The sequence below is a fragment of the Streptomyces sp. AK08-02 genome, assembly GCF_033795085.1.
Lineage (GTDB): Bacteria > Actinomycetota > Actinomycetes > Streptomycetales > Streptomycetaceae > Streptomyces > Streptomyces echiniscabiei.
In genome coordinates, this window is record NZ_JARAZV010000001.1 from 270,414 (window position 1) to 296,859 (window position 26,446).

General features: G+C 70.9%; 27 protein-coding genes. 18 read left to right on the forward strand and 9 right to left on the reverse strand.

The window, feature by feature from the left end; genetic code table 11:
• Positions 1-57: 57 nt before the first annotated feature.
• The 5 genes from PV734_RS01160 (at position 58) to PV734_RS01180 (ending at position 4,710) form a co-directional block, all read left to right on the forward strand.
• Positions 58-1,455 carry a DUF6421 family protein gene (locus tag PV734_RS01160; RefSeq protein ID WP_319288524.1) on the forward strand — a complete coding sequence of 466 codons (1,398 nt, stop codon included), beginning with the start codon at positions 58-60 and terminating at the stop codon, positions 1,453-1,455.
• A 41-nt stretch (positions 1,456-1,496) separates the two neighbouring features.
• On the forward strand, positions 1,497-2,252 hold the full coding sequence (locus PV734_RS01165) for an SDR family NAD(P)-dependent oxidoreductase (protein ID WP_319091590.1): 756 nt from the start codon (positions 1,497-1,499) through the stop codon (positions 2,250-2,252).
• Positions 2,249-3,319 carry a low specificity L-threonine aldolase gene (locus tag PV734_RS01170; protein WP_319288525.1) on the forward strand — a complete coding sequence of 357 codons (1,071 nt, stop codon included), beginning with the start codon at positions 2,249-2,251 and terminating at the stop codon, positions 3,317-3,319. Before PV734_RS01165 ends, PV734_RS01170 begins: the two co-directional genes overlap by 4 nt.
• Before the next feature lie 96 nt (positions 3,320-3,415).
• Complete coding sequence (locus PV734_RS01175; RefSeq protein WP_319288526.1) at positions 3,416-4,009, forward strand: transglutaminase family protein; 594 nt, start codon at positions 3,416-3,418, stop codon at positions 4,007-4,009.
• Positions 4,010-4,017: 8 nt separating this feature from the next.
• Positions 4,018-4,710, forward strand: a complete 693-nt coding sequence (locus tag PV734_RS01180; RefSeq protein ID WP_319288527.1) for a B3/4 domain-containing protein — start codon at positions 4,018-4,020, stop codon at positions 4,708-4,710.
• A gap of 77 nt (positions 4,711-4,787) precedes the next feature.
• Here PV734_RS01180 and PV734_RS01185 read toward each other — a convergent pair whose 3' ends face one another.
• Both PV734_RS01185 and PV734_RS01190 read right to left on the reverse strand, forming a co-directional pair.
• Positions 4,788-5,516, reverse strand: coding sequence for a lysophospholipid acyltransferase family protein (locus PV734_RS01185; RefSeq protein WP_319091594.1), 729 nt, complete (start codon positions 5,514-5,516; stop codon positions 4,788-4,790).
• 211 nt (positions 5,517-5,727) lie between these two features.
• Positions 5,728-6,144, reverse strand: a complete 417-nt coding sequence (locus PV734_RS01190; protein ID WP_319091595.1) for a DUF4395 domain-containing protein — start codon at positions 6,142-6,144, stop codon at positions 5,728-5,730.
• A 76-nt stretch (positions 6,145-6,220) separates the two neighbouring features.
• Here PV734_RS01190 and PV734_RS01195 point away from each other — a divergent pair, with 76 nt between their 5' ends.
• The 4 genes from PV734_RS01195 (at position 6,221) to PV734_RS01210 (ending at position 9,454) form a co-directional block, all read left to right on the forward strand.
• The gene (locus PV734_RS01195; protein ID WP_319091596.1) at positions 6,221-6,634 is read left to right on the forward strand and encodes a thioredoxin family protein; all 414 of its coding nucleotides are present in this window, start codon (positions 6,221-6,223) and stop codon (positions 6,632-6,634) included.
• A gap of 232 nt (positions 6,635-6,866) precedes the next feature.
• A complete protein-coding gene (locus tag PV734_RS01200; protein WP_319091597.1) occupies positions 6,867-7,385 on the forward strand; it encodes a flavin reductase family protein in 519 nt (172 codons plus the stop codon).
• Positions 7,386-7,631: 246 nt separating this feature from the next.
• A complete protein-coding gene (locus tag PV734_RS01205) occupies positions 7,632-8,417 on the forward strand; it encodes an electron transfer flavoprotein subunit beta/FixA family protein (RefSeq protein ID WP_319091598.1) in 786 nt (261 codons plus the stop codon).
• A 74-nt stretch (positions 8,418-8,491) separates the two neighbouring features.
• Positions 8,492-9,454: an electron transfer flavoprotein subunit alpha/FixB family protein gene (locus tag PV734_RS01210; RefSeq protein ID WP_319288528.1), complete on the forward strand. Its 963-nt coding sequence runs from the start codon at positions 8,492-8,494 to the stop codon at positions 9,452-9,454.
• 68 nt (positions 9,455-9,522) lie between these two features.
• On the opposite strand, the gene PV734_RS01215 is transcribed toward PV734_RS01210, so the two are convergent.
• Positions 9,523-10,428, reverse strand: a complete 906-nt coding sequence (locus PV734_RS01215) for an endonuclease/exonuclease/phosphatase family protein (protein ID WP_319091601.1) — start codon at positions 10,426-10,428, stop codon at positions 9,523-9,525.
• 191 nt (positions 10,429-10,619) lie between these two features.
• Here PV734_RS01215 and PV734_RS01220 point away from each other — a divergent pair, with 191 nt between their 5' ends.
• Positions 10,620-11,927, forward strand: a complete 1,308-nt coding sequence (locus PV734_RS01220) for a DUF6986 family protein (RefSeq protein WP_319288529.1) — start codon at positions 10,620-10,622, stop codon at positions 11,925-11,927.
• A 104-nt stretch (positions 11,928-12,031) separates the two neighbouring features.
• Positions 12,032-14,083 carry a protein kinase domain-containing protein gene (locus tag PV734_RS01225; protein ID WP_415924145.1) on the forward strand — a complete coding sequence of 684 codons (2,052 nt, stop codon included), beginning with the start codon at positions 12,032-12,034 and terminating at the stop codon, positions 14,081-14,083.
• Positions 14,084-14,110: 27 nt separating this feature from the next.
• Here the strand turns inward: PV734_RS01225 and PV734_RS01230 are convergent, their stop codons facing one another.
• Positions 14,111-15,175 carry a LacI family DNA-binding transcriptional regulator gene (locus PV734_RS01230; protein ID WP_319091604.1) on the reverse strand — a complete coding sequence of 355 codons (1,065 nt, stop codon included), beginning with the start codon at positions 15,173-15,175 and terminating at the stop codon, positions 14,111-14,113.
• Positions 15,176-15,395: 220 nt separating this feature from the next.
• Between PV734_RS01230 and PV734_RS01235 the strand changes: the two genes are divergently transcribed.
• Complete coding sequence (locus tag PV734_RS01235) at positions 15,396-16,358, forward strand: ROK family protein (RefSeq protein ID WP_319091605.1); 963 nt, start codon at positions 15,396-15,398, stop codon at positions 16,356-16,358.
• Positions 16,359-16,467: 109 nt separating this feature from the next.
• Here PV734_RS01235 and PV734_RS01240 read toward each other — a convergent pair whose 3' ends face one another.
• A complete protein-coding gene (locus tag PV734_RS01240; protein ID WP_319288530.1) occupies positions 16,468-16,902 on the reverse strand; it encodes an ester cyclase in 435 nt (144 codons plus the stop codon).
• Positions 16,903-17,020: 118 nt separating this feature from the next.
• Here PV734_RS01240 and PV734_RS01245 point away from each other — a divergent pair, with 118 nt between their 5' ends.
• The gene (locus PV734_RS01245; protein ID WP_006381451.1) at positions 17,021-17,224 is read left to right on the forward strand and encodes a hypothetical protein; all 204 of its coding nucleotides are present in this window, start codon (positions 17,021-17,023) and stop codon (positions 17,222-17,224) included.
• A gap of 142 nt (positions 17,225-17,366) precedes the next feature.
• Entirely contained in the window at positions 17,367-18,425 is a 1,059-nt protein-coding gene (locus PV734_RS01250; protein WP_319091607.1) for an NUDIX hydrolase, read from the forward strand.
• A 28-nt stretch (positions 18,426-18,453) separates the two neighbouring features.
• Here PV734_RS01250 and PV734_RS01255 read toward each other — a convergent pair whose 3' ends face one another.
• On the reverse strand, positions 18,454-19,809 hold the full coding sequence (locus PV734_RS01255; RefSeq protein ID WP_319091608.1) for a dipeptidase: 1,356 nt from the start codon (positions 19,807-19,809) through the stop codon (positions 18,454-18,456).
• 135 nt (positions 19,810-19,944) lie between these two features.
• Between PV734_RS01255 and PV734_RS01260 the strand changes: the two genes are divergently transcribed.
• On the forward strand, positions 19,945-21,153 hold the full coding sequence (locus tag PV734_RS01260) for a geranylgeranyl reductase family protein (protein ID WP_319092012.1): 1,209 nt from the start codon (positions 19,945-19,947) through the stop codon (positions 21,151-21,153).
• A gap of 39 nt (positions 21,154-21,192) precedes the next feature.
• Here the strand turns inward: PV734_RS01260 and PV734_RS01265 are convergent, their stop codons facing one another.
• Entirely contained in the window at positions 21,193-21,648 is a 456-nt protein-coding gene (locus PV734_RS01265) for a nitroreductase family deazaflavin-dependent oxidoreductase (RefSeq protein WP_319288531.1), read from the reverse strand.
• A gap of 175 nt (positions 21,649-21,823) precedes the next feature.
• On the opposite strand from PV734_RS01265, the gene PV734_RS01270 reads away from it, so the two are divergent.
• The 3 genes from PV734_RS01270 to PV734_RS01280 all read left to right on the forward strand — a co-directional run bounded on the left by PV734_RS01270 (position 21,824) and on the right by PV734_RS01280 (position 24,560).
• On the forward strand, positions 21,824-22,531 hold the full coding sequence (locus PV734_RS01270) for a TetR/AcrR family transcriptional regulator (RefSeq protein WP_319091610.1): 708 nt from the start codon (positions 21,824-21,826) through the stop codon (positions 22,529-22,531).
• Between the two features lie 131 nt (positions 22,532-22,662).
• The gene (locus PV734_RS01275) at positions 22,663-23,898 is read left to right on the forward strand and encodes a sensor histidine kinase (protein ID WP_319288532.1); all 1,236 of its coding nucleotides are present in this window, start codon (positions 22,663-22,665) and stop codon (positions 23,896-23,898) included.
• The gene (locus PV734_RS01280; protein ID WP_319288533.1) at positions 23,895-24,560 is read left to right on the forward strand and encodes a response regulator transcription factor; all 666 of its coding nucleotides are present in this window, start codon (positions 23,895-23,897) and stop codon (positions 24,558-24,560) included. Before PV734_RS01275 ends, PV734_RS01280 begins: the two co-directional genes overlap by 4 nt.
• Here the strand turns inward: PV734_RS01280 and PV734_RS01285 are convergent.
• Both PV734_RS01285 and PV734_RS01290 read right to left on the reverse strand, forming a co-directional pair.
• Positions 24,521-24,844 carry a DUF6332 family protein gene (locus PV734_RS01285; protein ID WP_319288534.1) on the reverse strand — a complete coding sequence of 108 codons (324 nt, stop codon included), beginning with the start codon at positions 24,842-24,844 and terminating at the stop codon, positions 24,521-24,523. The two genes, PV734_RS01280 and PV734_RS01285, sit on opposite strands and share 40 nt — an antisense overlap.
• Before the next feature lie 72 nt (positions 24,845-24,916).
• Positions 24,917-26,404: an MFS transporter gene (locus PV734_RS01290; RefSeq protein ID WP_319091613.1), complete on the reverse strand. Its 1,488-nt coding sequence runs from the start codon at positions 26,402-26,404 to the stop codon at positions 24,917-24,919.
• Between the last annotated feature and the right edge of the window lie 42 nt (positions 26,405-26,446).

The following is a 26,446-nucleotide window of genomic DNA, read 5'->3' on the forward strand; positions in this document are numbered from 1 at the left end:
GGGAACCTCGAACACATACGGTGTCATGACGAGAGGTTCTCCCGTGGAGGATGGGACATGACGGAAATTCTTGTGCAGGCAGTTTCGGACCAGCGGGTTTCTCCGCTCGGCAGGGTGGTGGAGCACCCGGCCTGGCCCGTGCTCAAGGATGCCGTCGAGCTGATCCGGCCATGGCAGGCCAAGGACGGGTCGATCGACTTCGACCGGGAGGACGCCCCGGACCCCGCGGACGCCGATCTCGCCGTGCGCCGGATCGTGGACGCCGTCGCGGAACTCTCCCCGCTGCTCCCGCACGACGCCGCCTACCACGAGGCCCTCGCCAAGGATCTGCGCCGCTGGTCCGACAGCGGTTTCCGGGTGCCCGACTTCCTCGACTCGCTGCTGGCCTTCCAGCCCGCCGCGAGCCGCGCGGACGGCCTCCAGCACCTGGTCGTCTTCCCGATGTACACGCAGAACGGCAACCCCGACCGCAACCTCGAAGCGGTCGTCCTGCGCATGGTCTGGCCCGACTGGCTGGCCGAGCTGGAGCGCACCCGTTACGACAACCCGCTGTTCTGCGGCATCACCTTCGAGGACTTCACGGCCGGGTACGACACCAACTCCGCCGTCCTCTTCCCGGAGACCATCGCCGTGCGCGAGGCGCCGGAACGATTCAGCTGGGGCGGCATCTTCTGCGACCGCGAGGCCGCCCGCTTCCGCCGGGTCACCGACGCGGCTGTCGACATCCTCGGCCTGGAGCTGCCCGAGGACGTCGCCGCGATGGTCCACGACCAGAAGCGCTGCGAGGAGGCGTTCGTCCTGTGGGACATGGTCCACGACCGCACCCACAGCCACGGCGACCTGCCCTTCGACCCCTTCATGATCAAGCAGCGCCAGCCGTTCTGGATGTACGGCCTGGAGGAGCTGCGCTGTGACCTCACCGCCTTCAAGGAGGCCGTGAAGCTGGAGGCGGAAGGCGTACCGCAGGCCCGTGACGTGCAGTTCGCGGTGCTCTTCGACCGGATGTTCCGCTTCCCGGTCACCGGCGAGCGCGTCCGCAACTACGACGGACTCGGCGGTCAGCTCCTCTTCGCCTACCTCCACCAGCACGGCGTGATCCGCTGGACCGACAACAAGCTGCACATCGACTGGCAGCGCGCCCCGCAGGTCACCAACCAGCTCTGCGCCGAGATCGAGACCCTGTACCGCGAGGGCATCGACCGGCCCAAACTCATCCACTGGTTCAAGGCGTACGAGCTGGTCTCCACCCATCTCTCCCCGCACCCGGGCTCCCGTTGGGCCAAGGGCCCCGACGCCCTCGACCTGAACCAGCCGCCGCGCAAGCTCGTGGACGACGTGCTTCCGGACGAGTTTCCGCTGAGCATGTTCTATGAGGCCCTCTCCAAGAAGCTGAAGAACGTGATCGCCTCCACCAAGGGGATCACCGCGGAGAGCGCCGAGCGGATCGCCGCGTGAGCGACCGTGCCACCGAAAACACTGCTCAGGAGGCGATGAGGATGGGGAACGGGGCTCTCAGCGGTGCGGTGATCGCGGTCGCCGGCGCCGGCGGCCCGGCCGGCCGGGCGACACTGCTCAGGCTCGCCGAGGCGGGTGCGACGGTCGTCGGTTCGGACAACGACCCGGAGCGGCTCGCGGAGGCCGTGGACGCCGCGAGCTACGCCCACGGCGGTGCCACGGTCGTCGGCGACACCGTCGACCTGCTCGATCTGCAGTCGACCCGGGACTGGGCCACACGCATCGAGAAGGACTTCGGGCGTGTCGACGGCCTGGTCCACCTCGTCGGCGGCTGGCGCGGCAGCGAGACCTTCACCAAGACGGTCCTCGACGACTGGGACCTGCTGGAACTGCTGCTCATCCGCACCGTCCAGCACACGTCCCTCGCGTTCCACGAGGCACTCCAGCGCAGCGACCGCGGCCGGTACGTCCTGACCAGCGCCGCGGGCGCGAGCAACCCGACCGCGGGCAACGCCGCGTACGCCGCCGCCAAGGCCGCCGCCGAGGCGTGGACGCTGGCCATGGCCGACTTCTTCCGCAAGGCCGGGGTGTCGGAGGGCGGGGACGGGCCGACGTCGGCGGCTGCGATCCTGGTCGTCAAGGCGTTGGTGCACGACGCGATGCGCGCCGAGCGACCCAACGCGAAGTTCGCGGGCTTCACGGACGTCAAGGAACTGGCCGAGGCCGTCGTCGGCGTCTGGGAGCGGCCCGCCGCCGAAGTGAACGGGAAACGTCTGTGGCTGACCGAGAAGCCGTGAACCCTCCGAGGACCGACGCGCGCCGCCATCACGACCCGGAGACCCGAGGCTTCGCCAGCGACAACTACGCGGGGGCCCACCCCGAGGTGCTCGCCGCCCTGGCCCTGGCCAACGGCGGGCACCAGGTCGCGTACGGCGAGGACGACTACACGGAGAACCTCCAGCGGATCGTCCGCAGCCACTTCGGGGCCACGGCGGAGGCGTTCCCCGTCTTCAACGGCACCGGAGCCAACGTCGTCGCGCTCCAGGCGGTCACCGACCGCTGGGGCGCCGTGATCTGCGCGGAGAGCGCGCACATCAACGTCGACGAGGGCGGCGCCCCCGAACGCATGGGCGGCCTCAAGCTGCTCACGGTGGCCACCCCCGACGGCAAGCTGACCCCGGACCTGATCGACCGGCAGGCGTACGGCTGGGACGACGAGCACCGTGCGATGCCACAGGTCGTCTCGATCACCCAGAGCACGGAGCTGGGCACGCTCTACACCCCGGACGAGATCCGCGCGATCTGCGACCACGCCCACGCCCACGGCATGAAGGTCCACCTGGACGGCTCCCGCATAGCCAACGCGGCGGCCTCGCTCGACGTCCCGATGCGGACGTTCACCAACGCGGCCGGCGTCGACATCCTCTCCCTCGGCGGGACGAAGAACGGCGCGCTGTTCGGTGAGGCGGTCGTCGTCATCAACCAGGACGCCGTCAGCCATATGAAGCACCTGCGCAAGCTGTCCATGCAGCTCGCCTCCAAGATGCGCTTCGTCTCGGTGCAGTTGGAGGCGCTGCTAGCCAAGGACCTTTGGCTGCGCAACGCCCGCCACTCCAACGCGATGGCGCAGCGGCTGGCGGAGGGCGTGCGGGCCGTGCACGGGGTGGAGATCCTCTACCCGGTCCAGGCGAACGCGGTCTTCGCCCGACTTCCGCACGACGTGAGTGAGCGTCTGCAGAAGCGCTTCCGTTTCTACTTCTGGGACGAGGTCGCCGGCGACGTCCGCTGGATGTGCGCCTTCGACACGACCGAGGACGACGTGGACGCGTTCGTGGCTGCGCTGAAGGAGGAGATGGCGCGCTGACGCCCTCTCACCGAGCATCCGGACCGAATGCATAGATATGCGGTCACCTGAAAAGTCATTGACTGTTCGGTGGCCGCATTCCTATGCTCTGGGGCCATGGAGCTGATCCAGAACACCTCTGACCTGTCCAGGTATCTTGCCGCCGACGAGGTCATCGACCACCTTCACCCGCTGGTGCGGGAGACCGCCGCACGACTCGCCAGGGATGCGGTGGACTCGTATGCCTATGCGCGGGCGGCCTACGAGTTCGTGCGCGACACCATCCCGCACTCCGCCGACAGTGGTGACCCGCGGGTCACCTGGCGTGCCTCCATCGTCCTGGAGGAGCGCACCGGCATCTGCTACGCCAAGGCGCACGCGCTGACCGCACTGCTGCGTGCCGAGGACATTCCCACAGCGCTGTGCTATCAGCGGCTCGCGCACGACGACGGGGGCGGACATGTCGTGCACGGGCTGGTCGCCGTGCGGTTCAACGGCGCCTGGCATCGCCAGGATCCGCGCGGCAACAGGGCCGGAGTGGACGCGCGGTTCTCCCTCGACGGTGAGCGGCTGGCCTGGATCCCCGATCCAGAGTCCAATGAGATGGACTATCCAGTACTGTACGCTGAACCTCATCCGGCTGTGCTGGGCGTGCTGAAGGCCGCACCCGACAGGCCGTATCTCTGGAAGACGCTCCCCACCGCACTCTGAGGCTGACGATGACACTCACCCTGATCGTGTCCGACGAGGTGCGCACGCTCGCGCCGGGCTTCACCCACGTCGCGATCGAGGCCCACGGACTTGTCAACGGGCCCAGCACCGAGGCCAGTTCGGCGCTCCTGGACGACGCGGCCCGCCGGCTCGCCGTACGCCTGGACGGCCGCGCCCCGCACGAGGACCCGCACATGGTCGCCTGGCGGGACACGTACACGGCGTTCGGCTCGAAGCCGTCGCGCACCCGCAACTCGGCCGAGGCGCTCGCCAAGAGGGCTCTGACGGATGCCGGCCTGCCCCGGATCAACGTCCTGGTCGACCTCTACAACGCCATCAGCGTGGCGCACCTGGTCCCGGTCGGCGGCGAGGACCTCGACCACATCCGGGGCGGGATGCGCCTCGTGCGCGCCACGGGCGCCGAGGACTTCGTGACCGTGGCGGGCGGCGAGGAGACCGTCGAGCACCCCGGCGCGGGTGAGGTCGTGTGGTGCGACGACGCGGGCGTGACGTGCCGGCGCTGGAACTGGCGCCAGGGCCCGCGCACCCGGCTCACCGAGCGGACCACGTCCGCGATCTTCCTCCTGGAGTGCCTGCCCCCGATGACAACCCAGGAGTCACAGACCGCCGCCGCCGAACTGGCGGAACTGCTGGAGAAGTTCAGCCCGGGTTCAAGCATCACGATCAGGCCCGCCCTGTAGGGGCGCGAGGAACTGCGCGACCAGCCCCCACGGACCCGCAGCCAACGAACCGCCTGCCCGGCCGGCCCCCGGAGGGCTCAGCGTGCCTCGGCCTCGCGGACCTGCTCCGGGGTCGGGGCCGTGCCGCCGAGGTGAGCCGGCATCCACCACGTGTCGTCCGGGCCCTTGGGGCGGACCGGGTAGGCGCGCTGGGCGGCTTCCAGGAGCTCGTTGACGCGCTCGCGCACCTGGCGGGTGATCGCGCCCGCGTACTTGTCGCGGGAGGCGTCTATGGCTTCGCCGACCCGGATGTTGATCGGGATGTGGCTGCGCTTGAAATTGCGCGGGTGGCCCTTGGTCCACAGGCGCTGCGTGCCCCACAGGGCCATCGGGATCAGCGGGACGCCCGCCTCCTGGGCCATCCGCGCCGCGCCGGACTTGAAGCTCTTCAGCGTGAACGACTGGGAGATCGTGGCCTCGGGGAAGACGCCGACGATCTCGCCGGAGCGCAGTGAGTCCAGCGCGTGCGCGTACGCCTGCTCGCCGTTCTTGCGGTCCACCGGGATGTGCTTCATGTTCCGCATCAGCGGGCCGGACACCTTGTGCCGGAACACCGACTCCTTCGCCATGAAGCGCACCAGGCGCTTCTGCGGAAGAGCCGCGAGTCCGTCGAAGATGAAGTCCAGGTAGCCGATGTGGTTGCTCACCAGCACCGCACCACCCGAGCGCGGAATGTTCTCCGACCCCTTGCAGTCGATCTGCAGGTCCCAGGCCTTGAACAGTGTCCGGGCGAGACCGATGGCGGGACGGTAGGCAAGCTCAGCCATGGACGGGGATGACCCTTCTCTCTGCTCTGCCTGGGAAGGGGTCCCCGGCGGGAAGTTACGCAGCCGTAGGTTTTACAGCGTTGCGCAGATCGTGCCCCAAGAACGGACGGGTGGCCAGTCCCCGTGCCTGTGATCGGCGAGACACTCGTCACGTCCTCCCTTGATCCACCTCGTGCTTTTACGCTTCCCCTGCATCGTCTTTATGTCGCCATTACTCCGCGCGGGGCGTCACCCGTCGTACGACCAGGTACATCTCGCATCCCAGGCAGTACCCGAACGCGGCGTTCAAAAACGCCGCCGCCAGTGCCGCCCCCGTCGCGGCGATCCCGAGCCACTCCACCCCCAGCGCGTACCCGGCGAGTCCCACGCCCGCGAAGACGAGCCCGACCGCCTGCGCGAACCGGGGCGGCTCGGGAGCCTCGAACTCCGTCGGGGGGCCGAGCCGGGGACGGATCACCCGGCGGAACAGCAGACCGTACGGGGAGCGCCCCACCCCGCCGACCGCGCCCAGCGCGAACGCCAGCGTCTGCCAGGCCAGCAGCCACGCGCTTCCGGTGACCAGCACGGTCGCCAGAACGACGGCCGTCACGGCCGCTCCGAATCGCGGCCCTCTCACATCGATGTCCATGGAACACAGCATTCCGCAACGGAAACGATTAGAGCAGCCGGGAATCTTTGCAGTCTGATGAACGCTGGAGCCGGGGATGACCGGAATCGTGATCTGTGTGGCGGTGCTCGCGGCGTCGAGCGTGTTCGGAGTGCTGCATCGGCGGCGGAGCGGGAGGGTACGCGTGCGCGTGCGGGACGACGGAAAACGGCTCGGCGCCGCCGACTTGGGTGAGAGCCTCGGCGAGCGGGCGACGCTGGTCCAGTTCTCCAGCGCGTTCTGTGCCCCCTGCCGGGCCACCCGACGTGTCCTCGGCGAGGTGGCCGGCCTCGTGCCCGGAGTCACCCACGTCGAGATCGACGCCGAGGGGCACCTGGACCTCGTACGGAAGCTCGACATTCTCAAGACGCCCACCGTGCTGGTGCTCGACGCCGACGGGCGGATCGTGCGGAGGGCGACCGGGCAGCCGCGCAAGGAAGAGGTCATCGCCGCGCTGGGGGAGGCCGTTTGAGGTGTTCCGGTTGTCCGTCAACACCGCTGATGGTGTGTTCGGTGACGCATCTCCCAGATGCCGGAAGCCACTTGACTGCGCCCACCATCTATCGTCAACCTGACCCTATGCCTCCGGAACTCCTTCTCCACGCGCGGGTCCATGTGGACCTCGTGCGCACCGCGAGCGCGCGCTGTCCGGGCCGTTGAGCAACCACCGCCCAGCTCACCGTCTCCCGCAGAAGGACAGTTCCATGACGGCAACGCCCGCCCTCGGTACCGCTCAGTCCGTCGTTCCCGCCTCTCCCGATCTCCTGCGCTCCGTATTCCGGCAGCACGCGGCGGGTGTGGCCGTGATCACCGCCCGGGGGAGCGCCGGTCCGGTCGGTTTCACCGCCACCTCCCTCGCCTCCGTCTCCGCGGAGCCCCCGCTCGTTTCCTTCGGCATCAGCACCGGCGCCTCCAGCTGGCCCGCGATATCCGGGGCGGACCATGTCGGCGTGCACATACTCGGCGAGCACCAGCACGAGCTGGCCGCGACCTTCGCCCGCAGCGGCGCCGACCGCTTCGGCGCGCCCACCGCCTGGCGTGAGGGCCCCGAGGGGGTGCCCGTCCTCGACGGCGTCCTGGCCTGGCTGGTGTGCCGCCCGGTCGCGCGTGTGCCGGCGGGGGATCACCGGATCGTGCTGGCCGAGGTCGTGCTGGGCGACCCCGCGGGTCCTGGACGGCCGCTGCTGTACCACCAGGGCCGGTTCAACGGGCTTCGCGACTGACCGACAGTGACCGACCGATCGGTACAATGTGATGTTGCCGACTCTGCGCCCCGGCCCGGTTCCGGTTACGCTGCGTTGCGAAGGTCACACGTCAAAGCGCTTGCTCAGTGGGCGTCGAGTGGGTGTACTGGCGAGTAATATTTCGTTCGGAGCGCGGGTCGCCCCCATCGGGATCTGCCGCTTTGAGGCGCCTATGCTGCCTGCAGGAAGGCAGCCCGGAACAGACGATGCAGTAGGAGAGCCGGCGTGAGCTTGAGGATCGTTGTCACTGTGAAGTACGTGCCCGACGCCACTGGCGACCGGCACTTCGCCGATGACCTGACCGTCGACCGTGACGACGTGGACGGTCTGCTCTCGGAGCTCGACGAGTACGCGGTCGAGCAGGCGCTGCAGATCGCCGACGAGGCCGACGACGCGGAGATCACGGTCCTGACCGTCGGCCCCGAGGACGCCAAGGACGCGCTCCGCAAGGCCCTGTCGATGGGCGCCGACAAGGCGATCCACGTCGAGGACGACGATCTGCACGGCACCGACGCCATCGGTACCTCCCTGGTGCTCGCCAAGGCGATCGAGAAGGCCGGCTTCGACCTGGTCATCTCCGGCATGGCCTCCACCGACGGCACCATGGGCGTCGTACCGGCGCTGCTGGCCGAGCGGCTGGGTGTCCCGCAGGTCACCCTGCTCTCCGAGGTCTCCGTCGAGGACGGTGTCGTCAAGGGCCGCCGCGACGGCGACTCCGCCTCCGAGCAGCTGGAGGCCTCCCTCCCGGCCGTCGTGTCGGTCACCGACCAGTCGGGTGAGGCGCGTTACCCGTCCTTCAAGGGCATCATGGCCGCCAAGAAGAAGCCGGTGGCCGCCTGGGACCTGTCCGACCTCGACCTGGAGGCCGGGGAGGTCGGTCTGGAAGGCGCGTACACCGTGGTCGACTCCGCGACCCAGCGCCCGGCGCGCACGGCCGGCACGATCGTCAAGGACGAGGGCGAGGGCGGCAAGCAGCTCGCCGAGTTCCTCGCGGGCCAGAAGTTCATCTAGGCCCGTTCGAGGCTCGCTGAGCCCCGCCCCGCAGACCGCCCCTCATCTTCCGCAAGCAGGAGAGTAGAAGTCCCATGGCTGAAGTTCTCGTCTACGTCGATCACGTGGACGGCGCCGTCCGCAAGCCCACCCTGGAGCTGCTGACCCTGGCCCGCCGCATCGGCGAGCCCGTCGCCGTCGCCCTGGGCAACGGCGCCGCCGACACCGCCGCCGCTCTCGCCGAGCACGGCGCCGTCAAGGTGCTCACCCACGAGGCCGCCGAGTACGCCGACTACCTGGTCGTCCCGAAGGTCGACGCCCTCCAGGCCGCCTACGCCGCCGTCTCCCCGGCCGCCGTGCTGGTCCCCTCCTCCGCCGAGGGCAAGGAGATCGCCGCCCGTCTGGCGCTGCGCATCGGCTCCGGCATCATCACCGACGCCACCGACCTGGAGGCCGGCGACGAGGGCCCGGTGGCCACGCAGTCCGCGTTCGCCGCCTCGTTCACCACCAAGACCCGGGTCGCCAAGGGCACCCCGGTCATCACCGTCAAGCCGAACTCGGCCCCCGTGGAGGCCGCCCCGGCCGCCGGCGCCGTCGAGGCCCTCGCCGTCACCTTCTCCGCCCAGACCACCGGCACCAAGGTCACCGCGCGCACCCCGCGCGAGTCGACCGGCCGCCCCGAGCTGACCGAGGCCGCGATCGTCGTCTCCGGCGGCCGTGGCGTCAACGGCGCCGAGAACTTCCCGATCATCGAGGCGCTCGCCGACTCCCTCGGCGCGGCTGTCGGCGCCTCGCGCGCCGCCGTGGACGCGGGCTGGTACCCGCACACCAACCAGGTCGGCCAGACCGGCAAGTCCGTCTCGCCGCAGCTCTACATCGCCAACGGCATCTCCGGCGCCATCCAGCACCGCGCCGGTATGCAGACCTCGAAGACCATCGTCGCGGTCAACAAGGACGCCGAGGCCCCGATCTTCGACCTCGTCGACTACGGCGTCGTCGGCGACCTCTTCGACGTCGTCCCGCAGCTCACCGAGGAGATCAACACCCGCAAGGGCTGAGCCTCCTGAACCGTCGAGGCCCCCGCGACCGGCAGCACCTGAGCACGACCGGTCGCGGGGGCCTCAGCTCATCCCAGGCTCAGCGAGACCTGCACCGGCAGATGGTCGCTCGCGTACATCCCGTCGACGGAGAAGGTGTTGATCTCCGCCCGGTGGGTGGTCACCCCCGGTGAGGTCAGGATCCAGTCGATGCGCCGACCGCCGGGTTTGGGCGGCCGGTAGGAGTTGAGCGTCCCGTACTGCGGGCCGCGCGAGAGCGCCGTGTCCCAGGTGTCCACGAGCCCGTTGTCCAGCATCAGGTCGTACACCCGGTTCTCGTGCGCGCCCGAGTTGAAGTCGCCGGTGACGACGACCGGCGTCGACGGGTCCCACTTGGCGATCGTCTCGCCGATGAGCCCCGCGGACCGCTCCCGGGCGTACTGACTGACGTTGTCCAGGTGGGTGTTGAGGACGTAGAACTCCCGCCCCCCGTCGGCGAGATCGGCGAATCGCACCCAGGTCACCATGCGCAGCCAGTCCGCCTTCCAGGTGTTGGAGGCGATGGTGTACGGGGTGTCGGACAGCCAGAAGTGGTCGAACTCCAGCGGTTCGAGTCTTCGGGTGTCGTAGAAGACCGCCATGAACTCGTCCTTGCTGCCACCGCCCCGGCCCGTGCCGATCCAGTCGTAGTGCCCGCCGAGATCTTTCTCGATCATGCGTACCTGCTGGTAGAGCCCCTCCTGGGTGCCGATGACGTGCGGGCGCTCGCGACGCAACAGCTCCCGCATCACCGGGCGGCGCACGGACCAGCGCGGTGTCTTGTCGACCACGGTCGCGAAGCGCACGTTGAACGTCATGACGTTCAGGGCGCCCGCGTGCTCGCCGGCGACCGCGGGTATCGATGAGCTCGCTGTGGTCAGCAGCGGCATGGCGATGGCGGCGGCCGCCACGGACTTGAGTCCGTGGCGACGCGTCACTCCGACCTCTCTCGGCACGCGATCCCCTCCCCTTCGGAGTCAGAATGAACCTTGCCCACTGAATACGGAAGACGGCGCCGGGATCAGCAGTGACCAGGGGAAAGGTTCGGCAATCCCGCTTCAGGACGGTGTTGACCTGGAGGAAGATCGACGGCTAGCTTCGTCATGCGGATTACTGATTCCGTACTGCGGAAGACGGAGGGTTCGGAATGGTGCAGGGTCGGCAGGAAAACGTGACGACGAGCCTCGCGGGTGCCGTCAGCGAGGAGATCAGCGCCTCCCTCGCCCCGGTCGACGCGGAGCTGGAGCGCCGCTACCCCGGAGACCCCGGCACCCGCCAGCCCGTCCACACCGTGTACGTCCCCGGGGACGCGTTCGCCGCCGACACCATCCGTTCCTGGGGCGACCAGGCCCTCGCCGCCCTCGACGAACACGCCCCGGACGCCGCCTCCTTCGCCGCGGTCCTCGGCCTCTCCGACGACCTCGCCGAATCCGTCCACGACCGTGTCCGCGACAAACTGGAGCGCGAGCCGATCGAAGACCTGCGCGTCGACTTCGAGGACGGCTACGGCCCCCGCCCGGACACCGAGGAGGACGAGACGGCGGCCCGCGCGGCCCGGCTGATCGCCGAGGCGTACGAGAAGGGCACGGCCGCCCCGTACATGGGCATCCGGATGAAGTGCATGGAGGCGCCGGTGCGCGACCGGGGCATCCGCACCCTCGACATCTTCCTGACCGGTCTGATGGAGGCCGGCGGCCTGCCCGAGGGACTGCTCCTCACCCTGCCCAAGGTGACCTACGCCGAGCAGGTCACCGCCATGGTCAGGCTCCTGGAGGAGTTCGAGAAGGCGCGCGGCCTCACGCCCGGCCGGATCGGCTTCGAGATCCAGATCGAGACCAGCCAGTCCATCCTCGCCACCGACGGCACCGCCACGGTCGCCCGGATGATCCAGGCCGCCGAGGGCCGCGCCACCGGCCTGCACTACGGCACCTTCGACTACAGCGCCTGCCTCGGCGTCTCCGCCGCCCACCAGGCCAGCGACCACCCGGCCGCCGACCACGCCAAGGCGATCATGCAGGTCGCGGCGGCGGGCACCGGGGTACGCGTCTCGGACGGCTCCACCAACGTCCTGCCGGTCGGCCCCACCGAGCAGGTCCACGCCGCCTGGCGCCTGCACTACGGCCTCACCCGCCGCGCCCTGGCCCGCGCCTACTACCAGGGCTGGGACATGCACCCCCGGCACATCCCGACCCGGTACGCGGCCGTCTTCGCCTTCTACCGCGAGGGCTACGAGCAGGCCGCGGCCCGCCTCTCCCGCTACGCCGACCGGGCCGGCGGCGACGTCATGGACGAGCCGGCCACCGCCAAGGCCCTCAGCGGCTATCTGCTGCGCGGCCTGGACTGCGGCGCCCTCGACGTCGCGGAGGTCACCCGGGCGACGAACGGCCTGACCCGCGCCGACCTGGACGGCTTCGCCCGCCCGAGACGAGCCGACCTCACCGCGTCGCCCAGATAGCACGCCTGTCACAACCATGGGCACGAGATTCCGCTGTCACACCGGCCCCGTAGTCTGTACGGCACGTACGCCACGTACGGATGGGTCACAGGAACGGGGCAGTGGTGTCTTCGGGGGAGCACGGACAGACGGGCGGACAGCCGGAGGAGCGGCCGGTGGAACCGGCAATGGATCCGGCGGCGGGCACCGGTCGACTGCTGGCCGGCCGCTACCGGGTCGTGTCCCGGCTCGGGCGCGGCGGTATGGGCGTCGTCTGGCGTGCGGTCGACGAGGTGCTCGGCCGTGAGGTCGCGGTCAAGGAGCTGCGCGCGTTCACCGACGCCGGCGCGCCCGAACTGGCCGCCCTGCGGCTGCGGATGCAGCGCGAGGCCCGCGCGGCGGCCCGAATACGCCATTCCGGCGTCGTCGCCGTGCACGATGTCGCGGAGATCGACGGCCGCCCTCTGATCGTCATGGAACTGGTGGACGGCCGCTCCCTGGACGATGTCCTGAGCGAGCGCGGCACCCTGGATCCGCGCGAGGCCGCAGGAATCGGCGCCCAGGTGATGGACGCGCTGTCCGCCGCCCACCGCGTCGGCGTCCTGCACCGCGACGTGAAGCCCGGCAACATCCTGCTGGAGACCTCGGGCCGGGTCGTCCTGACCGACTTCGGCATCGCCACGATGGAGGACCCGGGCGACGGCTCGGCCACGAACCTCACCCGCAGCGGCGAACTCGTGGGCTCCCTGGACTACCTGGCCCCCGAACGGGCCCAGGGCGGCGACCCCGGCCCCGCCTCCGACATCTGGGCCCTGGGCGCCACGCTGTACGCGGCCGTCGAGGGCGCCTCGCCCTTCCGCCGTACGTCGACCTGGTCCACGCTCACCGCGATCGTGGCCGAACCCCTCCCGGAACCCCGCCAGGCCGGTGCCCTGGGCCCCGTCCTGCGGCAACTGATGGCCAAGCGGCCGGAGGAACGCCCGGACGCGGAGACGGCGCGGGGCCTGCTGGAGGCGGTGGCGTCGGCCACGAGCGGTGCGACGGACACGCCCGCGGCGAGTGCGTCGGCCGCGGCCGGTGCGACGGACATGCCGACGACGAGCCTGCGACCGCCGGAAGCGGCCGCGGCCGGAATCCCCGAGGCGGGCAGCGCACGTACGGACGAAGAGGTGAGGGAGGCAGGGAAGGCGGCGGGGGCGGCGGAGTCCGTCGCGCCGTCGGTGCCGCCGGGATTCGGTCCCGCCGGGCAGGCGTCACCCGCCGTCCCGGCCGTACAGCAGGCGTCCCCCGGGTTCGGTCCGCCGGAGCCGGTGACGTCCTCCGCGCCCGGTTTCAGCCCCGTCGGGCCCCCGCACACCGCCGGCGTCCCGGATGCAGGCCACCTCGCCGCGCCGACCGCTTTCTCCACCCCGGTGCCCGCCTCCGCCCAACCCCGCCGCAGGGGACGCGTGTTGCTCGCCGCCGCGGCCGTCATCGTGGTCCTCGCCGCCGCCGGAGCCACCGCGGCGGTGCTGAACGGCGGGGAGGCCAGCGAGGCGAGCACCCGGCCCGTCGCGCCCGGGGACAGCCGTGGGCCGGCGCCCTCCACCGGCAACGGCCGGGCCGACCTGGACCTCTCCGATCCCACTCCCACCGGAAAGGCCCCCGGGAAGTCCCCCTCTCCGGCGGAGCCGACCGGGACCAAGGGCGCCGAGCCCGGGGACCACGTGACCCCGGAGGCGTCGAAGACCTCGGGAAACGGCACGACCGGCGGCGGCGCCTCGGGCGGGACCACCGGAGACACCGGAACAGGGACGACCGGGGGCTCGGGCACGACCGGCGGGACCGGGACGACCGGGGGCAGCGGCACAACCGGCGGGAGCAGCACGAGCGGTGGCGCGACCGCCACGCCCGAGCCCGCGTGCGAGCCGGCCGGCGACGGCAAGTACAACTGCTCGGTCTGGCGCACCACCAAGTCCTACACGGCGTCCGGCACCGAGGTCGGCGTCCTCAACTCGGGCATCAACTACTTCTACTGCCAGCAGAACCTGGGCCGGCGCGAGACCTACGGCGAGTGGACGAACGTCTGGTGGGCGAAGACCGACGACGACAGCGGCAACGCCGGTGTCTACGTCAGCGTCGTCTACCTCAAGGGCGGCGACAACGACGCCCCGGTGCCCGGACTCCCGGTCTGCTGAGCCCGGGGACTCCGGGCGCGGCCCGTCTCAGTCCGCCGGAGGCAGCTCCCCCGACCCCCGGGTGATCAGGCGGGTCGGGAGTTCGATGCGCTCCGGGGCGAGCAGGGTGCCGTCCAGCTGGCGGAAGAGACGCTCGGCGGCCGTGCGGCCCAGCTGAGCCGCGTCCTGGGCGACCACGGTCACGCCCGGCTGGAGCAGGTCGGCGAGTTCGAAGTCGTCGAAGCCCACGAGGGCGACGGGGCGGCGCTGCTCGGTGAGGACCCGGACGACGGTGACCGTCACCCGGTTGTTGCCCGCGAAGACCGCCGTCACCGGGGACGGCGCGGAGAGCATCTCCTCGGCCGCGCGCCGAACCCGCTCCGGGTCGGTGACGCCGAGCGACATCCACGCGTCGTCGACCGGTATCCCCGCGTCCTCCATCGCGGCGCGGTAGCCGCGAAGCCGCTCGGCGGAGGTGTGGATGCGGGGCATGTCGCCGATGAAGCCGATCCTGCGGTGGCCGTGCGCGATCAGGTGGGCCACGCCGTCACGGGCGCCGCCGAAGCTGTCCGACAGGACGACGTCGGCGTCGATCTTCCCGGCTGGCCGGTCCACGAACACCGTGGCGACGCCGGCCTTCAGCTCCGGCTCCAGATAACGGTGGTCGTCACCGGCCGGAATGATCACCAGCCCGTCCACGCGCCGCGCGCACAGCGCCAGCACCAGTTCCTGCTCCCGGTCCGGGTCCTCGGCGCTCGACCCGTTGATCAGCAGGGCGCCGTGTGCTCGGGCGAGCTCCTCGACAGCTCGGCTCAGGGGGCCGTAGAACGGGTCGGCGAGGTCCTCCAGGACGAGGCCGATGCTCGCAGTACTGCCCTTGCGGAGCACTCTCGCGCTGTCGTTGCGGCGGAACCCCAGGGCGTCGATGGCCTCCTGTACGCGGCGCTCGGTCTCCGGGGTGACCCCCGGTTCCGCGTTGACGACACGCGAGACCGTCTTCAGACCGACCCCGGCACGGGCGGCCACGTCCTTCATGGTCGGACGGTTGCCGTAGCGGTTCTCCGGGCGGCGGGCGGTGTCGGCCACGATGCGCTGTCCTGTCCTGTCGTCCACGGGATGTCGGCGGTCCACGGCGATCCATCGCGAAACTCCGGACCGTGTTGCGTGCGGGGGATGCGTCGTCCCAGGTTGTGTATGAGGATGTGGCGTCGAGCATAGGGCCTGGACAACGTTGTCAGGTGCAGGGGACACTGTCCACGCCAACTCCGGCCTGCGCCCCCACCATCAGACCGGCCTGCCCCTTTGCCATGGTTGACAGGGAGATCTGACACTGATGCACACCGACCTCGTGGCCGCGCTCGACATCGGCGGTACCAAGATCGCCGGAGCGCTGGTGGACGGCCACGGCCGGATCCTGCTGCGCGCTCAGCGCCCGACGCCCGCCCGGGAGGACGGGGAGACGGTCATGCGCGCAGTGGAGGAGGTGCTCGCCGAGCTGACCGGCTCGCCTTCGTGGGTGGGTGTGACCGCCGTCGGAATCGGCAGTGCGGGGCCGGTGGACGCCTCGGCGGGCACGGTGAGCCCGGTGAACGTGCCCGGCTGGCGCGGCTTTCCGCTGGTCGCACGCGTCCGGGCCGTGACCGGAGGCCTGCCCGTCGAACTGATCGGCGACGGCGTGGCGATCACGGCCGCCGAGCACTGGCAGGGCGCCGCACGCGGCCACGACAACGCGCTCTGCATGGTCGTCTCGACCGGCGTCGGCGGCGGCCTGGTCCTCAACGGCCGGCTGCACCCCGGACCCACCGGCAACGCCGGCCACATCGGGCACATCAGCGTGGAACTCGACGGTGAACCCTGTGCCTGCGGCTCCCGCGGCTGTGTGGAGCGCATCGCCAGCGGTCCCAACATCGCTCGGCGCGCCCTCGAGAACGGCTGGCAGCCGGGCCCCGACGGCGACATCTCGGCCGCCGCGGTCGCCGAGGCGGCGCGGGCCGGCGACCCGGTCGCCCTCGCCTCCTTCGAGCGCGCCGCCCAGGCGCTCGCGGCGGGCATCGCCGCCACGGCGACCCTCGTGGAGATCGACGTCGCTGTGATCGGCGGCGGTGTGGGGAAGGCCGGTGACGTCCTCTTCGCGCCCTTGCGCGCGGCCCTGAAGACCTACGCCACACTGTCGTTCGTCCAGCGTCTGGAGATCGTCCCGGCGCAGATGGGCACGGACGCGGGCCTCGTCGGCGCGGCAGCGGCGGCGCTGACGCGCAGGGCGGACGACACGGCCGAGGCGAGCGTCCGAGGCTGATCGCCGGGTTCGGCGGGAACCGGTGAAGTGAGGCCGCCGGCGGATCTCCTGGCTGCGACCGCGTGCCGAAACCCGGCTCCGCCAGGAGGTCCTGCCGTCCCGGGCGAGGTCAGGCCGGGAGGGCGCCCAACTGGCGCAGCTGGGTGAGGACGTCGACGACGCCGCGGATCTCGGTGATCCGTCCCTCGGTGAACCGGCAGATGAAGATCTCGCCGTAGGTGACGGTCCTTCCCGTGGGCGACAGCCCCTGGTACTCGCCCCGGTGGGTCCCGGTCACCGTGTTCCGGGAGACGACCTTGTCGCCTTCCGCGACCGTCTCCTCGACGGAGACGTGGATGTCGGGGAACGCGCGCAGGAGCGTTTCCCACACCTGCTTGAGTGCGTCGGGTCCCGTCGCGCCCATCGGTACCGGCGCGTGGAAGAGCACGTCCGGTGCGACCAACTCGTCGATGGCCTTGGAGATGATGTCCGGGTCGCCGCTGTTCACGGCGGAGTGGAGGCGGTCGAGGGTCGCTGTGTTGCTGGTGGCGCCGGCTGCGGGCATGTGGTCGCTCCTCTGGTCCGTGGATGGTGCCTCGGCGGTACGACGGCGCGGCCACCGGGAATGTGACACGGTGCGCGAATCCCGTGACCCCCACCCCGGTTCGGCAGTTGAGCCGGGCATGAAGAAGCGCAGCATGCTCGCCATCGCCTCCCTCGCCACCGGGTTCGTCGTCGCGGCGATCACCCCCTCCCACGGCCTCGGGGCCGACGCCCTCGGTGATCTGAACGTGGACGACACGCTCAGCGCCCTCGACCACACCGTCGCGAGCGACAGCATGGCCGTGGACGAGAACGCGCTGGGAGGCGACAGCGCCAACGGCTGACGAGCCGGAAGTGGTCCAAGTGGCGCCGGTGGCCCGTGTGACGGGGCATCGGCGCCGCCGTGTATGCGCCCTCATCCGAATCTGGTTTCCGTGGCAGGGTGGAGCGGGCAAGCCTCAGGGGTCCAACAGAAGAGGGGGAAATGTGATCGTCGTCTGGGTCAACGGCGCGTTCGGTGCGGGAAAGACCACCACCGCACGGGAACTGAACGAACTGATCCCGAACAGCACGCTCTTCGACCCCGAGGTCATCGGCGGGGCACTCGCGCGTCTGCTGCCGCCCAAGCGACTCGCGGAGGTCGGTGACTTCCAGGACCTGCCGATCTGGCGGCGGCTCGTCGTGGACACCGCGGCCGCCATGCTCGCCGAGCTCGGCGGCACCCTCGTGGTCCCCATGACGCTCCTCCGCCAGGAGTACCGCGACGAGATCTTCGGTGGCCTCGCCGCCCGCCGGATCGCGGTCCGGCATGTCCTTCTAGCCCCGGCGGAAACGATACTGCGCGAGCGAATAGCCACCCGGGAGATCCCACCGGACCTCCCGGACGGAGAGATACGCGTACGGCAATGGTCGTACGACCAGATCGAGTCCTACCGGACGGCGCTCGCTTCCTGGCTCACCGCCGACGCCCACCCGGTCGACACCAGCGCCCTCACCCCGTACGAGACGGCCGTACGAATCGCCGAGGCCGTCGGCACCGGGACCGCGCCCACGTGCGACATCGTGCAGACCCCGGAACCCACCGGCGAAACGGTGGCCTCCGGGGTCCTGCTGTTCGACGACGAGGATCGGGTCCTGCTCGTCGACCCCACCTACAAGGCGGGATGGGAGTTTCCCGGCGGCGTCGTCGAGCGGGGTGAGGCTCCCGCGCGCGCGGGCATCCGCGAGGTCGCCGAGGAGACGGGCATCCACCTCACCGACGTACCCCGGCTCCTCGTCATCGACTGGGAACCGCCCGAGCCGCCCGGCTACGGCGGACTGCGCCTCCTCTTCGACGGCGGACGGCTCGACAGCGCCCGGGCCGCGCGGGTGCTGCTGCCCGGCCCCGAACTGCGCGACTGGCGCTTCGTCACCGAGGAGGAGGCCGCCGACCTGCTCCCGCCCGTCCGATACGAGCGCCTGCGCGGGGCGCTCCGGGCGCGCGAGCGCGGCGCCGCGCTCTATCTGGAGGCGGGGGTGGCGGTGGGAGAGCCCGAGGCGGAATAGGGGGCCGGTGGCGGGCCGCCGGGGCGGCTCAGGACGCGGCGTAGTTCCGGAGGAACAGGGCCTCTGTCACCGACAGGCGTTCCAGCTCCTCCGGGGACACGCTCTCGTTCACCGCGTGGATCTGGGCCTCCGGCTCGCTCAGGCCGATCAGCAGGATCTCGGCCCGCGGGTAGAGCGACGCGAGCGTGTTGCACAGGGGGATCGAGCCGCCCTGGCCCGCGTACTGCATCTCCTGGCCCGGGTACGCGACCGCCATTGCCTCGGCCATCGCCTTGTACGCCGGGCTGGAGGTGTCGGCGCGGAACGGCTGGCCCTGGCCGATCTGCTCCATGGCCACCCGCGCGCCCCACGGCGTGTGCGCCGTCAGATGCGCCTTGAGGAGCTCGGTCGCCGCCGCCGCGTCCACGCCCGGCGGCACCCGCAGGCTGACCAGCGCGCGGGCGCTCGCCTGCACGGACGGGGTGGCCCCGATCACCGGAGGGCAGTCGATGCCGAGGACCGTGACCGCCGGGCGGGCCCAGATCCGGTCGGCGACCGGGCCGGAGCCGATCAGCTCCACTCCGTCGAGCACCTTGGCGTCCGTGCGGAACTGCTTCTCGTCGTACTGGAGCCCGTCCCACGACACCTCGTCCGTGAGTCCGTCGACCGTCGTCGAACCGTCCTCGGCCCGAAGCGAGTCGAGTACGCGGATCAGCGCGCCCAGCGCGTCGGGCGCGGCCCCGCCGAACTGGCCCGAGTGGAGGTTGCCCTCAAGGGTGTCGATCCTGATCCGGAGCATGGTCATGCCGCGCAGGGTCGAGGTGACAGTCGGCAGCCCGACCCGGAAGTTGCCCGAGTCGCCGATGACGATCGTGTCGGCGCCGAGCAGCTCCGGGTGTTCCTCGGCGTACCGCTCCAGACCGCCCGTGCCCATCTCCTCCGAACCCTCGGCGATCACCTTGACGTTGACCGGGACGCCGCCGTTCGCCCTGAGGGCGCGCAGCGCGAGCAGGTGCATGATGAGGCCGCCCTTGCAGTCGGCGGCACCGCGTCCGTACCAGCGGCCGTCGCGCTCGGTCAGCTCGAAGGGCGGGGTCACCCAGCCTGCCTCGTCGAGCGGCGGCTGCACGTCGTAGTGGGCGTAGAGCAGGACGGTCTTCGCGCCCTCGGGGCCGGGCAGGAAGCCGTACACCGACTGCGTGCCGTCCGGGGTGTCGAGCAGGGCCACGTCCTGGAACCCGTCGGCCCGCAGCGCGTCTGCGACCCAGTTCGCGGCGGCCTCGCTCTCGCTCCTCGGGAATTGCTCGAAGTCCGCCACCGACTTGAACGCCACCAGTTCGGTGAGCTCCGCCCGTGCCCTCGGCATGAGGGAGGCGACGGTCTCGGCGACCGGATTCGAGGACATGGGCACGCTCCTTGTGGGTGCGACGTTGTAGCCAGAGAAGTCCTGTGATCCTCCCACAGCGGACTGTGGCGATGCCCGCCGTAGGATGCGGAGGAACAGGTGCGGCAGGCGGATGACCAGGAGCAGCAGACCATCGTGAGCAGCGAGAACTCTTCGGCGGACGACGAGGCGCAGGTGTGGGACGTCGTTGTGGTGGGCGCGGGACCCGCGGGGGCCTCGGCCGCGTACGCGGCGGCGGTCGCGGGCCGCAGTGTGCTGTTGCTGGAGAAAGCGGAACTGCCGCGCTACAAGACGTGCGGCGGCGGGATCATCGGCCCCTCGCGCGACTCCTTGCCGCCCGGCTTCGAACTGCCCTTCCGGGACCGGGTGCACGCGGTCACCTTCTCGAACAACGGCCGCTTCACCCGCACGCGTCGCTCCAAGCAGATGCTGTTCGGGCTGATCAACCGGCCCGAGTTCGACCAGCAGCTCGTCGAGCACGCCCAGAAGGCGGGTGCCGAGCTGCGTACGGGTGTCGCGGTGTCGCGGGTCGAGCAGCACGGCTCCGCGGTGCCGGACCGGCGGACGGTCGCCGTCGTCCTGCAGGGCGGCGAGACGGTGCTGGCCCGCGCGGTTGTGGGCGCGGACGGCAGTGCGAGCCGCATAGGAGCACACGTCGGGGTGAAACTCGACCAGGTGGATCTCGGCCTGGAGGCGGAGATCCCGGTGCCGCGGACCGTCGCCGAGGACTGGCAGGGGCGGGTGCTCATCGACTGGGGTCCGATGCCCGGCAGCTACGGCTGGGTGTTCCCCAAGGGTGACACCCTGACGGTGGGCGTGATCTCCGCACGCGGTGAGGGCGCCGCCACCAAGCGCTATCTGGAGGACTTCATCGCCCGGCTGGGGCTGGCCGGCTTCGAACCGAGCATCTCCTCCGGCCACCTGACGCGGTGCCGCGCCGACGACTCTCCGTTGTCCCGCGGCCGGGTGCTGGTCTGCGGGGACGCGGCGGGCCTGCTGGAGCCGTGGACCCGCGAGGGCATCTCGTTCGCGCTGCGCTCAGGACGGCTCGCGGGGGAGTGGGCGGTACGCATCGCGGAGGCCAACGACGCCGTGGACACGCGTCGGCAGGCGCTGAACTACGCGTTCGCGATCAAGGCGGGTCTTGGTGTCGAGATGGCCGTGGGCCGGAGCATGCTGAAGGCGTTCGAGCGGCGCCCCGGCCTCTTCCACGCCGCCCTGACCGGTTTCCGCCCCGCGTGGAACGCCTTCCGGGACATCACCCGGGGCTCCACCTCACTGGGCGAGCTGGTGCGCACCCATCCGATGGCCGGGCGCGCCCTGACCGTGCTCGACAAGCCCTGAGGCGCCTCGCCCGGGTCTCGTCCAGGTGCCCAGGGGCGTTCAAGAGGTGATGGTGATCCGGAAGACGGGGTGCTTGGGAGCGGCGGCGAGCAGCTGCTCGTCGGTCGAGTCGACGTCGACGTCGCCGAAGAAGCGCCCCACTTCCCAGCCCCACTTCTTGAGGTAGGTGCGCAGCACGACCGGCTTCTCCGCGTCCGGCAGCTCGACCGCGGTGAACTCCTGTACCCGGCGGCCGACCTTGAGGCGTCCGCCGCCTGCGGCGCGCATGTTCCGCACCCACTCGGAGTGGCCGCGCGCCGAGACGAGGTAGGGGCCGCCCTCGTACGGCAGCGGGTTGACGGGGACCCGGCGCCACTCTCCGCTCTTGCGGCCGAGCACGGAGAGTTCGGCGGTGCCCATGAGGCTCATGCCGTGGCGTGCGAGCCAGCCGATGAATCCGTTCATGGCCCGGTCGAACGCCTTGGGCTTCATGTAGTGGGCTGACGACGACGGCATGGTGTCCTCCTGGGTTTCTGGTCAGGGAGCGTGCGAATCCTGGTTGCGAGAGCACTGCTCTCGCTTGAGAGCAGTCTGCCGGAGATCGGCGATCCAAAGCAAGAGCACTGCTCTCTTTTTAGTTCGTTGCTCTCGTTTGTGTGCACTGCTCCAGAAACGTGGAACACTCGCACCCATGAGCACCGCAAAAGGAGCCCGCGCCCGTGCCCGGATCGAGGTCACCTCGGCGATCAAGGACGAGGCGCGCAGACAGCTCGCGGCCGAAGGCGCCGCCAAACTCTCGCTACGGGCCGTAGCCCGTGAACTCGGTATGGTCTCCTCCGCGCTCTACCGCTACTTCCCCAGCCGCGACGACCTGCTGACCGCCCTCATCATCGACGCCTACGACTCCATGGGCGAGGCTGCCGAGGCCGCCCACGCCGCCGCCGCGGACACCGGCCCGCTGCTGCGCTGGGTCGCGGTGTGCGAAGCGGTGCGCGGCTGGGCGCTGGGCAGTCCCCACGAGTACGCGCTGATCTACGGCTCCCCGGTCCCCGGGTACAAGGCGCCCCCCACCACCGTGCCGGCCGCCTCGCGCGTCGGCCTGCTGCTGATGGCCATCGTGCGTGACGCACACCGGGGCCGAGGCGTGGCGCTCACCCCGATCCCCGCCGAACTGCGCCCCGAGGCCGAGCGGTTGGCTGCGGACATCGCCCCCGACCTGCCACCGGAGGCGGCGCTGGCGCTCGTCGCGGCCTGGGCGCAGGTGTACGGGCTGGTCGGGTTCGAGCTGTTCGGCCAGTTCAACCGGGTGGTGGAGGACCGGGAGAGGTTCTACCGGTACGCCGTCAGCCGGATCGGGCATGGGGTGGGGCTGGTGTTCCCCGAGGGGGAGAAGGCATAGGGAGAGAGGCGGAAGGAGTTGGGCGGGCGCGGCGGAAAGGGCGCCCCCGGCCTCGTACTCCCCGGGGAGTACCGGTGATCACCTCGCCCGGCGGACGCCGTCGCGGGGCGGCGGCGTCTAGCGTGGCGGACATGGACGAGCAGCGCGCACGCGGACGCGGGGGAGGCCCGCCCCGGTGGTGGGGGTACCGGGTCGGGGAGGGCCCGGCAGGGGCGGACCGGGGTGCCGGCCGGTGGCCCTGGCGTTCCGTCGTCCTGCTGACCGCCTTCGTGCTCGTCGGCTCGAAGTTCGCCGCCGGACGACAGGAGGGGGACCGCGCCCACCTGGACCTTTTCGCCTGTCTCCTGCTCGTCGCCGGTTCGGCGCTGCTGCTGTGGCGGCAGCGGTATCCGGTGCTCGTCGTCTTCGGCTCCGCCGCTGCCGCCATGGTGTATCTGGGCGCCGGATATCCGTACGGGCCGGTCTTCCTGACCGTTGCCCTGGGCTGCTTCAGCGCTGTCGTCGCCGGGCACCGCGGGGCCGCGTGGGCGGCCGTCGGGATGCTCTGGGCCGGGCACGTGCTGATCGCGCACTGGCTGTACCAGTGGCTGCCGCCGTCCGGTGACGAAGCCGCCCCCTGGGGGCAGGAGCTGGTTGTCGCCGCCTGGGTGGTGGCCATCGTGGCGGTCGCCGAGCTGGTCAGGGTGCGGCGGGAGCAGTGGGACCGGGAACGCGCCGAGCGCGCCCAGGCAGTGCGCCGGCGCGCCGACGAGGAGCGGCTGCGGATCGCGCGCGAACTGCACGACGTGCTCGCGCACAGCATTTCGGTCATCAACGTGCAGGCCGGGGTCGGTCTCGCGCTGCTCGACTCCGACCCCGAGCAGGCCCGTAGCGCGCTCACCGCCATCAAGGGGGCCAGCAAGGAGGCGCTCGGCGAGGTGCGCCAGGTGCTGGACACGCTGCGTACGCCGGGGGACGCGCCGCGCGCTCCGGCGCCCGGGCTGAGCCGGCTGCCCGAGCTGGTGGAGCAGGCGGCGGCGGCCGGACTGACCGTCGAGGTGCGGGGCGCGGCCCCGAAGCTGCCGCCGGGTGCCGATCTCGCCGCCTTCCGGATCGTCCAGGAGGCCCTCACCAACGTCGTACGGCACTCCGGTTCGCGGCACGCGCGCGTGCGGGTCGAGGCGGACGAAGCGGACGGCACCCTGCGCCTCCGCGTCGACGACGACGGGCCCGCGACCGGCGCCGACGCGGGTGGCAGCGGGAACGGGCTGGCCGGCATGCGGGAGCGGGCCGTCGCCCTCGGTGGCACGATCGAGGCGGGGCCGAGCGCGGACGGCGGTTTCCGGGTGCTGGCGCTGCTGCCGCTGAAGGCCAGGGAGGACCGGTGATCCGCGTACTGCTCGCCGACGACCAGTCGCTGGTCCGCGCGGGGTTCAGGGCGCTGCTCGACGCGCAGCCCGACATCGAGGTGGCGGGGGAGGCGGCCGACGGGGAGGAAGCGCTGCGTGCCGTACGCGAACTGCGCCCCGATGTCGTCCTGATGGACATCCGTATGCCTGTGCTGGACGGGCTCGCGGCGACCCGCCGGATCACCGGTGACACCGCGCTGAACGACGTCAGGGTGGTCATGCTGACCACCTTCGAACTCGACGAGTACGTCTTCGAGGCGATCCGCGGCGGCGCCTCCGGCTTTCTGGTGAAGGACACCGAGCCGGACGAACTGCTGCGTGCCGTACGGGCGGTGGTCGCCGGTGACGCGCTGCTCTCGCCCGGAGTCACCCGGCGTCTGATCGGTGAGTTCGCCGCCCGTTCGAAGGAACCGGCCGCCGCCGACGCCCTCACCCGGCTCACCGAACGGGAACGGGAGGTGATGGCCCTGGTCGGAATGGGCCTGTCCAACGAGGAGATCGCCCGTCGACTGGTCGTCAGCCCGCTCACCGCGAAGACCCATGTGAGCCGCACGATGGTGAAATTGGGCGTCCGCGACAGGGCCCAACTGGTGGTGCTGGCCTACGAGTCGGGGTTGGTGCGGCCGGGCTGGCTCGGCTGAGGCCGGTCGGCGGCGCCGTTCTCGCGGGCGAAGCGGTTCAGTACGCTCACCACGCGCGCGGTGAACAGGACGGCGCCCAGCGTGGCGCCCGAGGCGACGAGTACGCGCTGCGCGGCGTCGGACAGGTCGAAGGCCCACGCGGGACCGGCCACCACCCCGAAGACGACGGCCGCCAGGAACACGGCGCTGCTCAGGGCGTATCCGATCTCCACGGTGACCGCGTCCCGCCGTGCCTGGGAGCCCCTCGCGCGGCCCTGCCCCAGGTGTCCCCCGTAGTTGTCCATTCGCCGAGTCAAACAGCCGGTGCCCGGCCGGGCAAGTCACCCCGGCCGGGCTCGGACGCTGGAGGGGCCCGGTCAGTCGCGGGCCGCCACCGGTTCGGGAGTCGTCTCCTCCTGCTGCTGAGGGGACTTCGCGACCACGACGGACCGGCCCGGACGCCGTGTGCGCAGGCCGGGGAGCGTGGCGAGCAGGCCGACGAGCGCGATGCCCGTCACCACGATCAGACCGGGCCGGTAGGCGTCGAGGACGTCCTGCGGCGAGGGGTTCGCGGGGGTGCCCGCGGTGACCACCGCCGTCACGACGGCCAGGAAGATCGCCCCGCCCACCTGGACCGAGGTGTTCAACAGGCCGGAGACCATGCCCTGTTCGTGGTCGTCGACGCCGTTCGTGGCCTGGATGTTGAGCGAGGGGAAGACCAGTGCGAAGGCACCACCGATCAGTACCATCGACGGCAGGATCAGGGTGGCGTAGTCCGGGTCGAGACTGACCCGGAGGAACAGGGCGTACCCGGTGATCATCAGCGCGAAGCCCGCCACGATCAGCCGCTGGGTGCCGAACCGGTCGACGATCGCGCCCATTTTCGTCGCCGACAGCGCGACGATCGCACCCGCGGGCAGGAAGGCGAGCGCAGTGTGCAGCGCCGACCAGCCGAGAAGCGACTGCATGTAGATGGTCACCAGGAACTGGAATCCGACGTACGAGCCGAAGAGCGTCAACGCGCCGAGCTGTGCGCGGATCTGGGGCCCGGAGCGCAGCACTCCCAGCCGGATCAGCGGGCCGGCGGAGCGTTGCTCGACGCGGACGAAGATGCTCAGGAGCACGGCCACGGCGAGGAAGGACAGCAGGGTCCTGGCAGATGCCCAGCCGACCTGGGGGGCCTGTACGACGGTGAAGACCAGCAGCAGCATCGAGGCGGTGCCGAGAATCGCGCCGGGGACGTCGTAGCCGTTGTGGTCCTTCTCGCGTTCGCTGCGCGGCAGCAGCTTCAGGCCCGCGACCAGGGCGAGCACGGCGACCGGGGCCGGCAGCAGCATGGTCAGGCGCCAACTGGCCTCGGTGAGCAGGCCGGAGAGAACCAGGCCCATCGAGAAGCCGGTGGCCGCGCAGGTGGTGTAGATGGACAGGGCCCGGTTGCGCAGCGGGCCCTCCGCGAAGGTCGTGGTGATGATGGACAGGCCCGCCGGCGCGGTGAAGGCGGCGCTGAGTCCCTTGATGAAGCGGCTGGCGATCAGCAGGGGCCCCGAGTCGACGAGTCCGCCGAGCAGGGAGGCGAGGGCGAAGACGCCGAGCGCCACGAGGAACACCTGGCGGCGGCCGAGCAGGTCGGCGGTCCTCCCGCCGAGGAGCAGGAGTCCGCCGTATCCCAGGATGTAACCGCTGACGATCCATTGCAGGGTCGAGGTGGAGAGGTCGAGTTCGGAGCCGATGGACGGCAGCGCGACACCGACCATCGACACGTCCAGTGCGTCCAGGAACATCGCGGCGCAGAGCACCAGCAGGGTGCCCCAAAGGCGGGGAGTCCAGCGTCCGTCGGCCGCTGGGGTGGTGAGCGGAGAGGTCATGACGAAGACAGTACATGCACATGCATTGAATGCAAGTGCAGT

What these genes read in the sequence shown, in the direction of transcription:
- PV734_RS01160 (WP_319288524.1), top strand. Translation starts at nt 58, where the DNA reads ATGACGGAAATTCTTGTGCAGGCAGTTTCGGACCAGCGGGTTTCTCCG.
- PV734_RS01165 (WP_319091590.1), top strand. Translation starts at nt 1,497, where the DNA reads ATGGGGAACGGGGCTCTCAGCGGTGCGGTGATCGCGGTCGCCGGCGCC.
- PV734_RS01175 (WP_319288526.1), top strand. Translation starts at nt 3,416, where the DNA reads ATGGAGCTGATCCAGAACACCTCTGACCTGTCCAGGTATCTTGCCGCC.
- PV734_RS01180 (WP_319288527.1), top strand. Translation starts at nt 4,018, where the DNA reads ATGACACTCACCCTGATCGTGTCCGACGAGGTGCGCACGCTCGCGCCG.
- PV734_RS01185 (WP_319091594.1), bottom strand. Translation starts at nt 5,516, where the DNA reads ATGGCTGAGCTTGCCTACCGTCCCGCCATCGGTCTCGCCCGGACACTG.
- PV734_RS01190 (WP_319091595.1), bottom strand. Translation starts at nt 6,144, where the DNA reads ATGGACATCGATGTGAGAGGGCCGCGATTCGGAGCGGCCGTGACGGCC.
- PV734_RS01195 (WP_319091596.1), top strand. Translation starts at nt 6,221, where the DNA reads ATGACCGGAATCGTGATCTGTGTGGCGGTGCTCGCGGCGTCGAGCGTG.
- PV734_RS01200 (WP_319091597.1), top strand. Translation starts at nt 6,867, where the DNA reads ATGACGGCAACGCCCGCCCTCGGTACCGCTCAGTCCGTCGTTCCCGCC.
- PV734_RS01210 (WP_319288528.1), top strand. Translation starts at nt 8,492, where the DNA reads ATGGCTGAAGTTCTCGTCTACGTCGATCACGTGGACGGCGCCGTCCGC.
- PV734_RS01220 (WP_319288529.1), top strand. Translation starts at nt 10,620, where the DNA reads ATGGTGCAGGGTCGGCAGGAAAACGTGACGACGAGCCTCGCGGGTGCC.
- PV734_RS01235 (WP_319091605.1), top strand. Translation starts at nt 15,396, where the DNA reads ATGCACACCGACCTCGTGGCCGCGCTCGACATCGGCGGTACCAAGATC.
- PV734_RS01240 (WP_319288530.1), bottom strand. Translation starts at nt 16,902, where the DNA reads ATGCCCGCAGCCGGCGCCACCAGCAACACAGCGACCCTCGACCGCCTC.
- PV734_RS01245 (WP_006381451.1), top strand. Translation starts at nt 17,021, where the DNA reads ATGAAGAAGCGCAGCATGCTCGCCATCGCCTCCCTCGCCACCGGGTTC.
- PV734_RS01255 (WP_319091608.1), bottom strand. Translation starts at nt 19,809, where the DNA reads ATGTCCTCGAATCCGGTCGCCGAGACCGTCGCCTCCCTCATGCCGAGG.
- PV734_RS01265 (WP_319288531.1), bottom strand. Translation starts at nt 21,648, where the DNA reads ATGCCGTCGTCGTCAGCCCACTACATGAAGCCCAAGGCGTTCGACCGG.
- PV734_RS01270 (WP_319091610.1), top strand. Translation starts at nt 21,824, where the DNA reads ATGAGCACCGCAAAAGGAGCCCGCGCCCGTGCCCGGATCGAGGTCACC.
- PV734_RS01275 (WP_319288532.1), top strand. Translation starts at nt 22,663, where the DNA reads ATGGACGAGCAGCGCGCACGCGGACGCGGGGGAGGCCCGCCCCGGTGG.
- PV734_RS01285 (WP_319288534.1), bottom strand. Translation starts at nt 24,844, where the DNA reads ATGGACAACTACGGGGGACACCTGGGGCAGGGCCGCGCGAGGGGCTCC.
- PV734_RS01290 (WP_319091613.1), bottom strand. Translation starts at nt 26,404, where the DNA reads ATGACCTCTCCGCTCACCACCCCAGCGGCCGACGGACGCTGGACTCCC.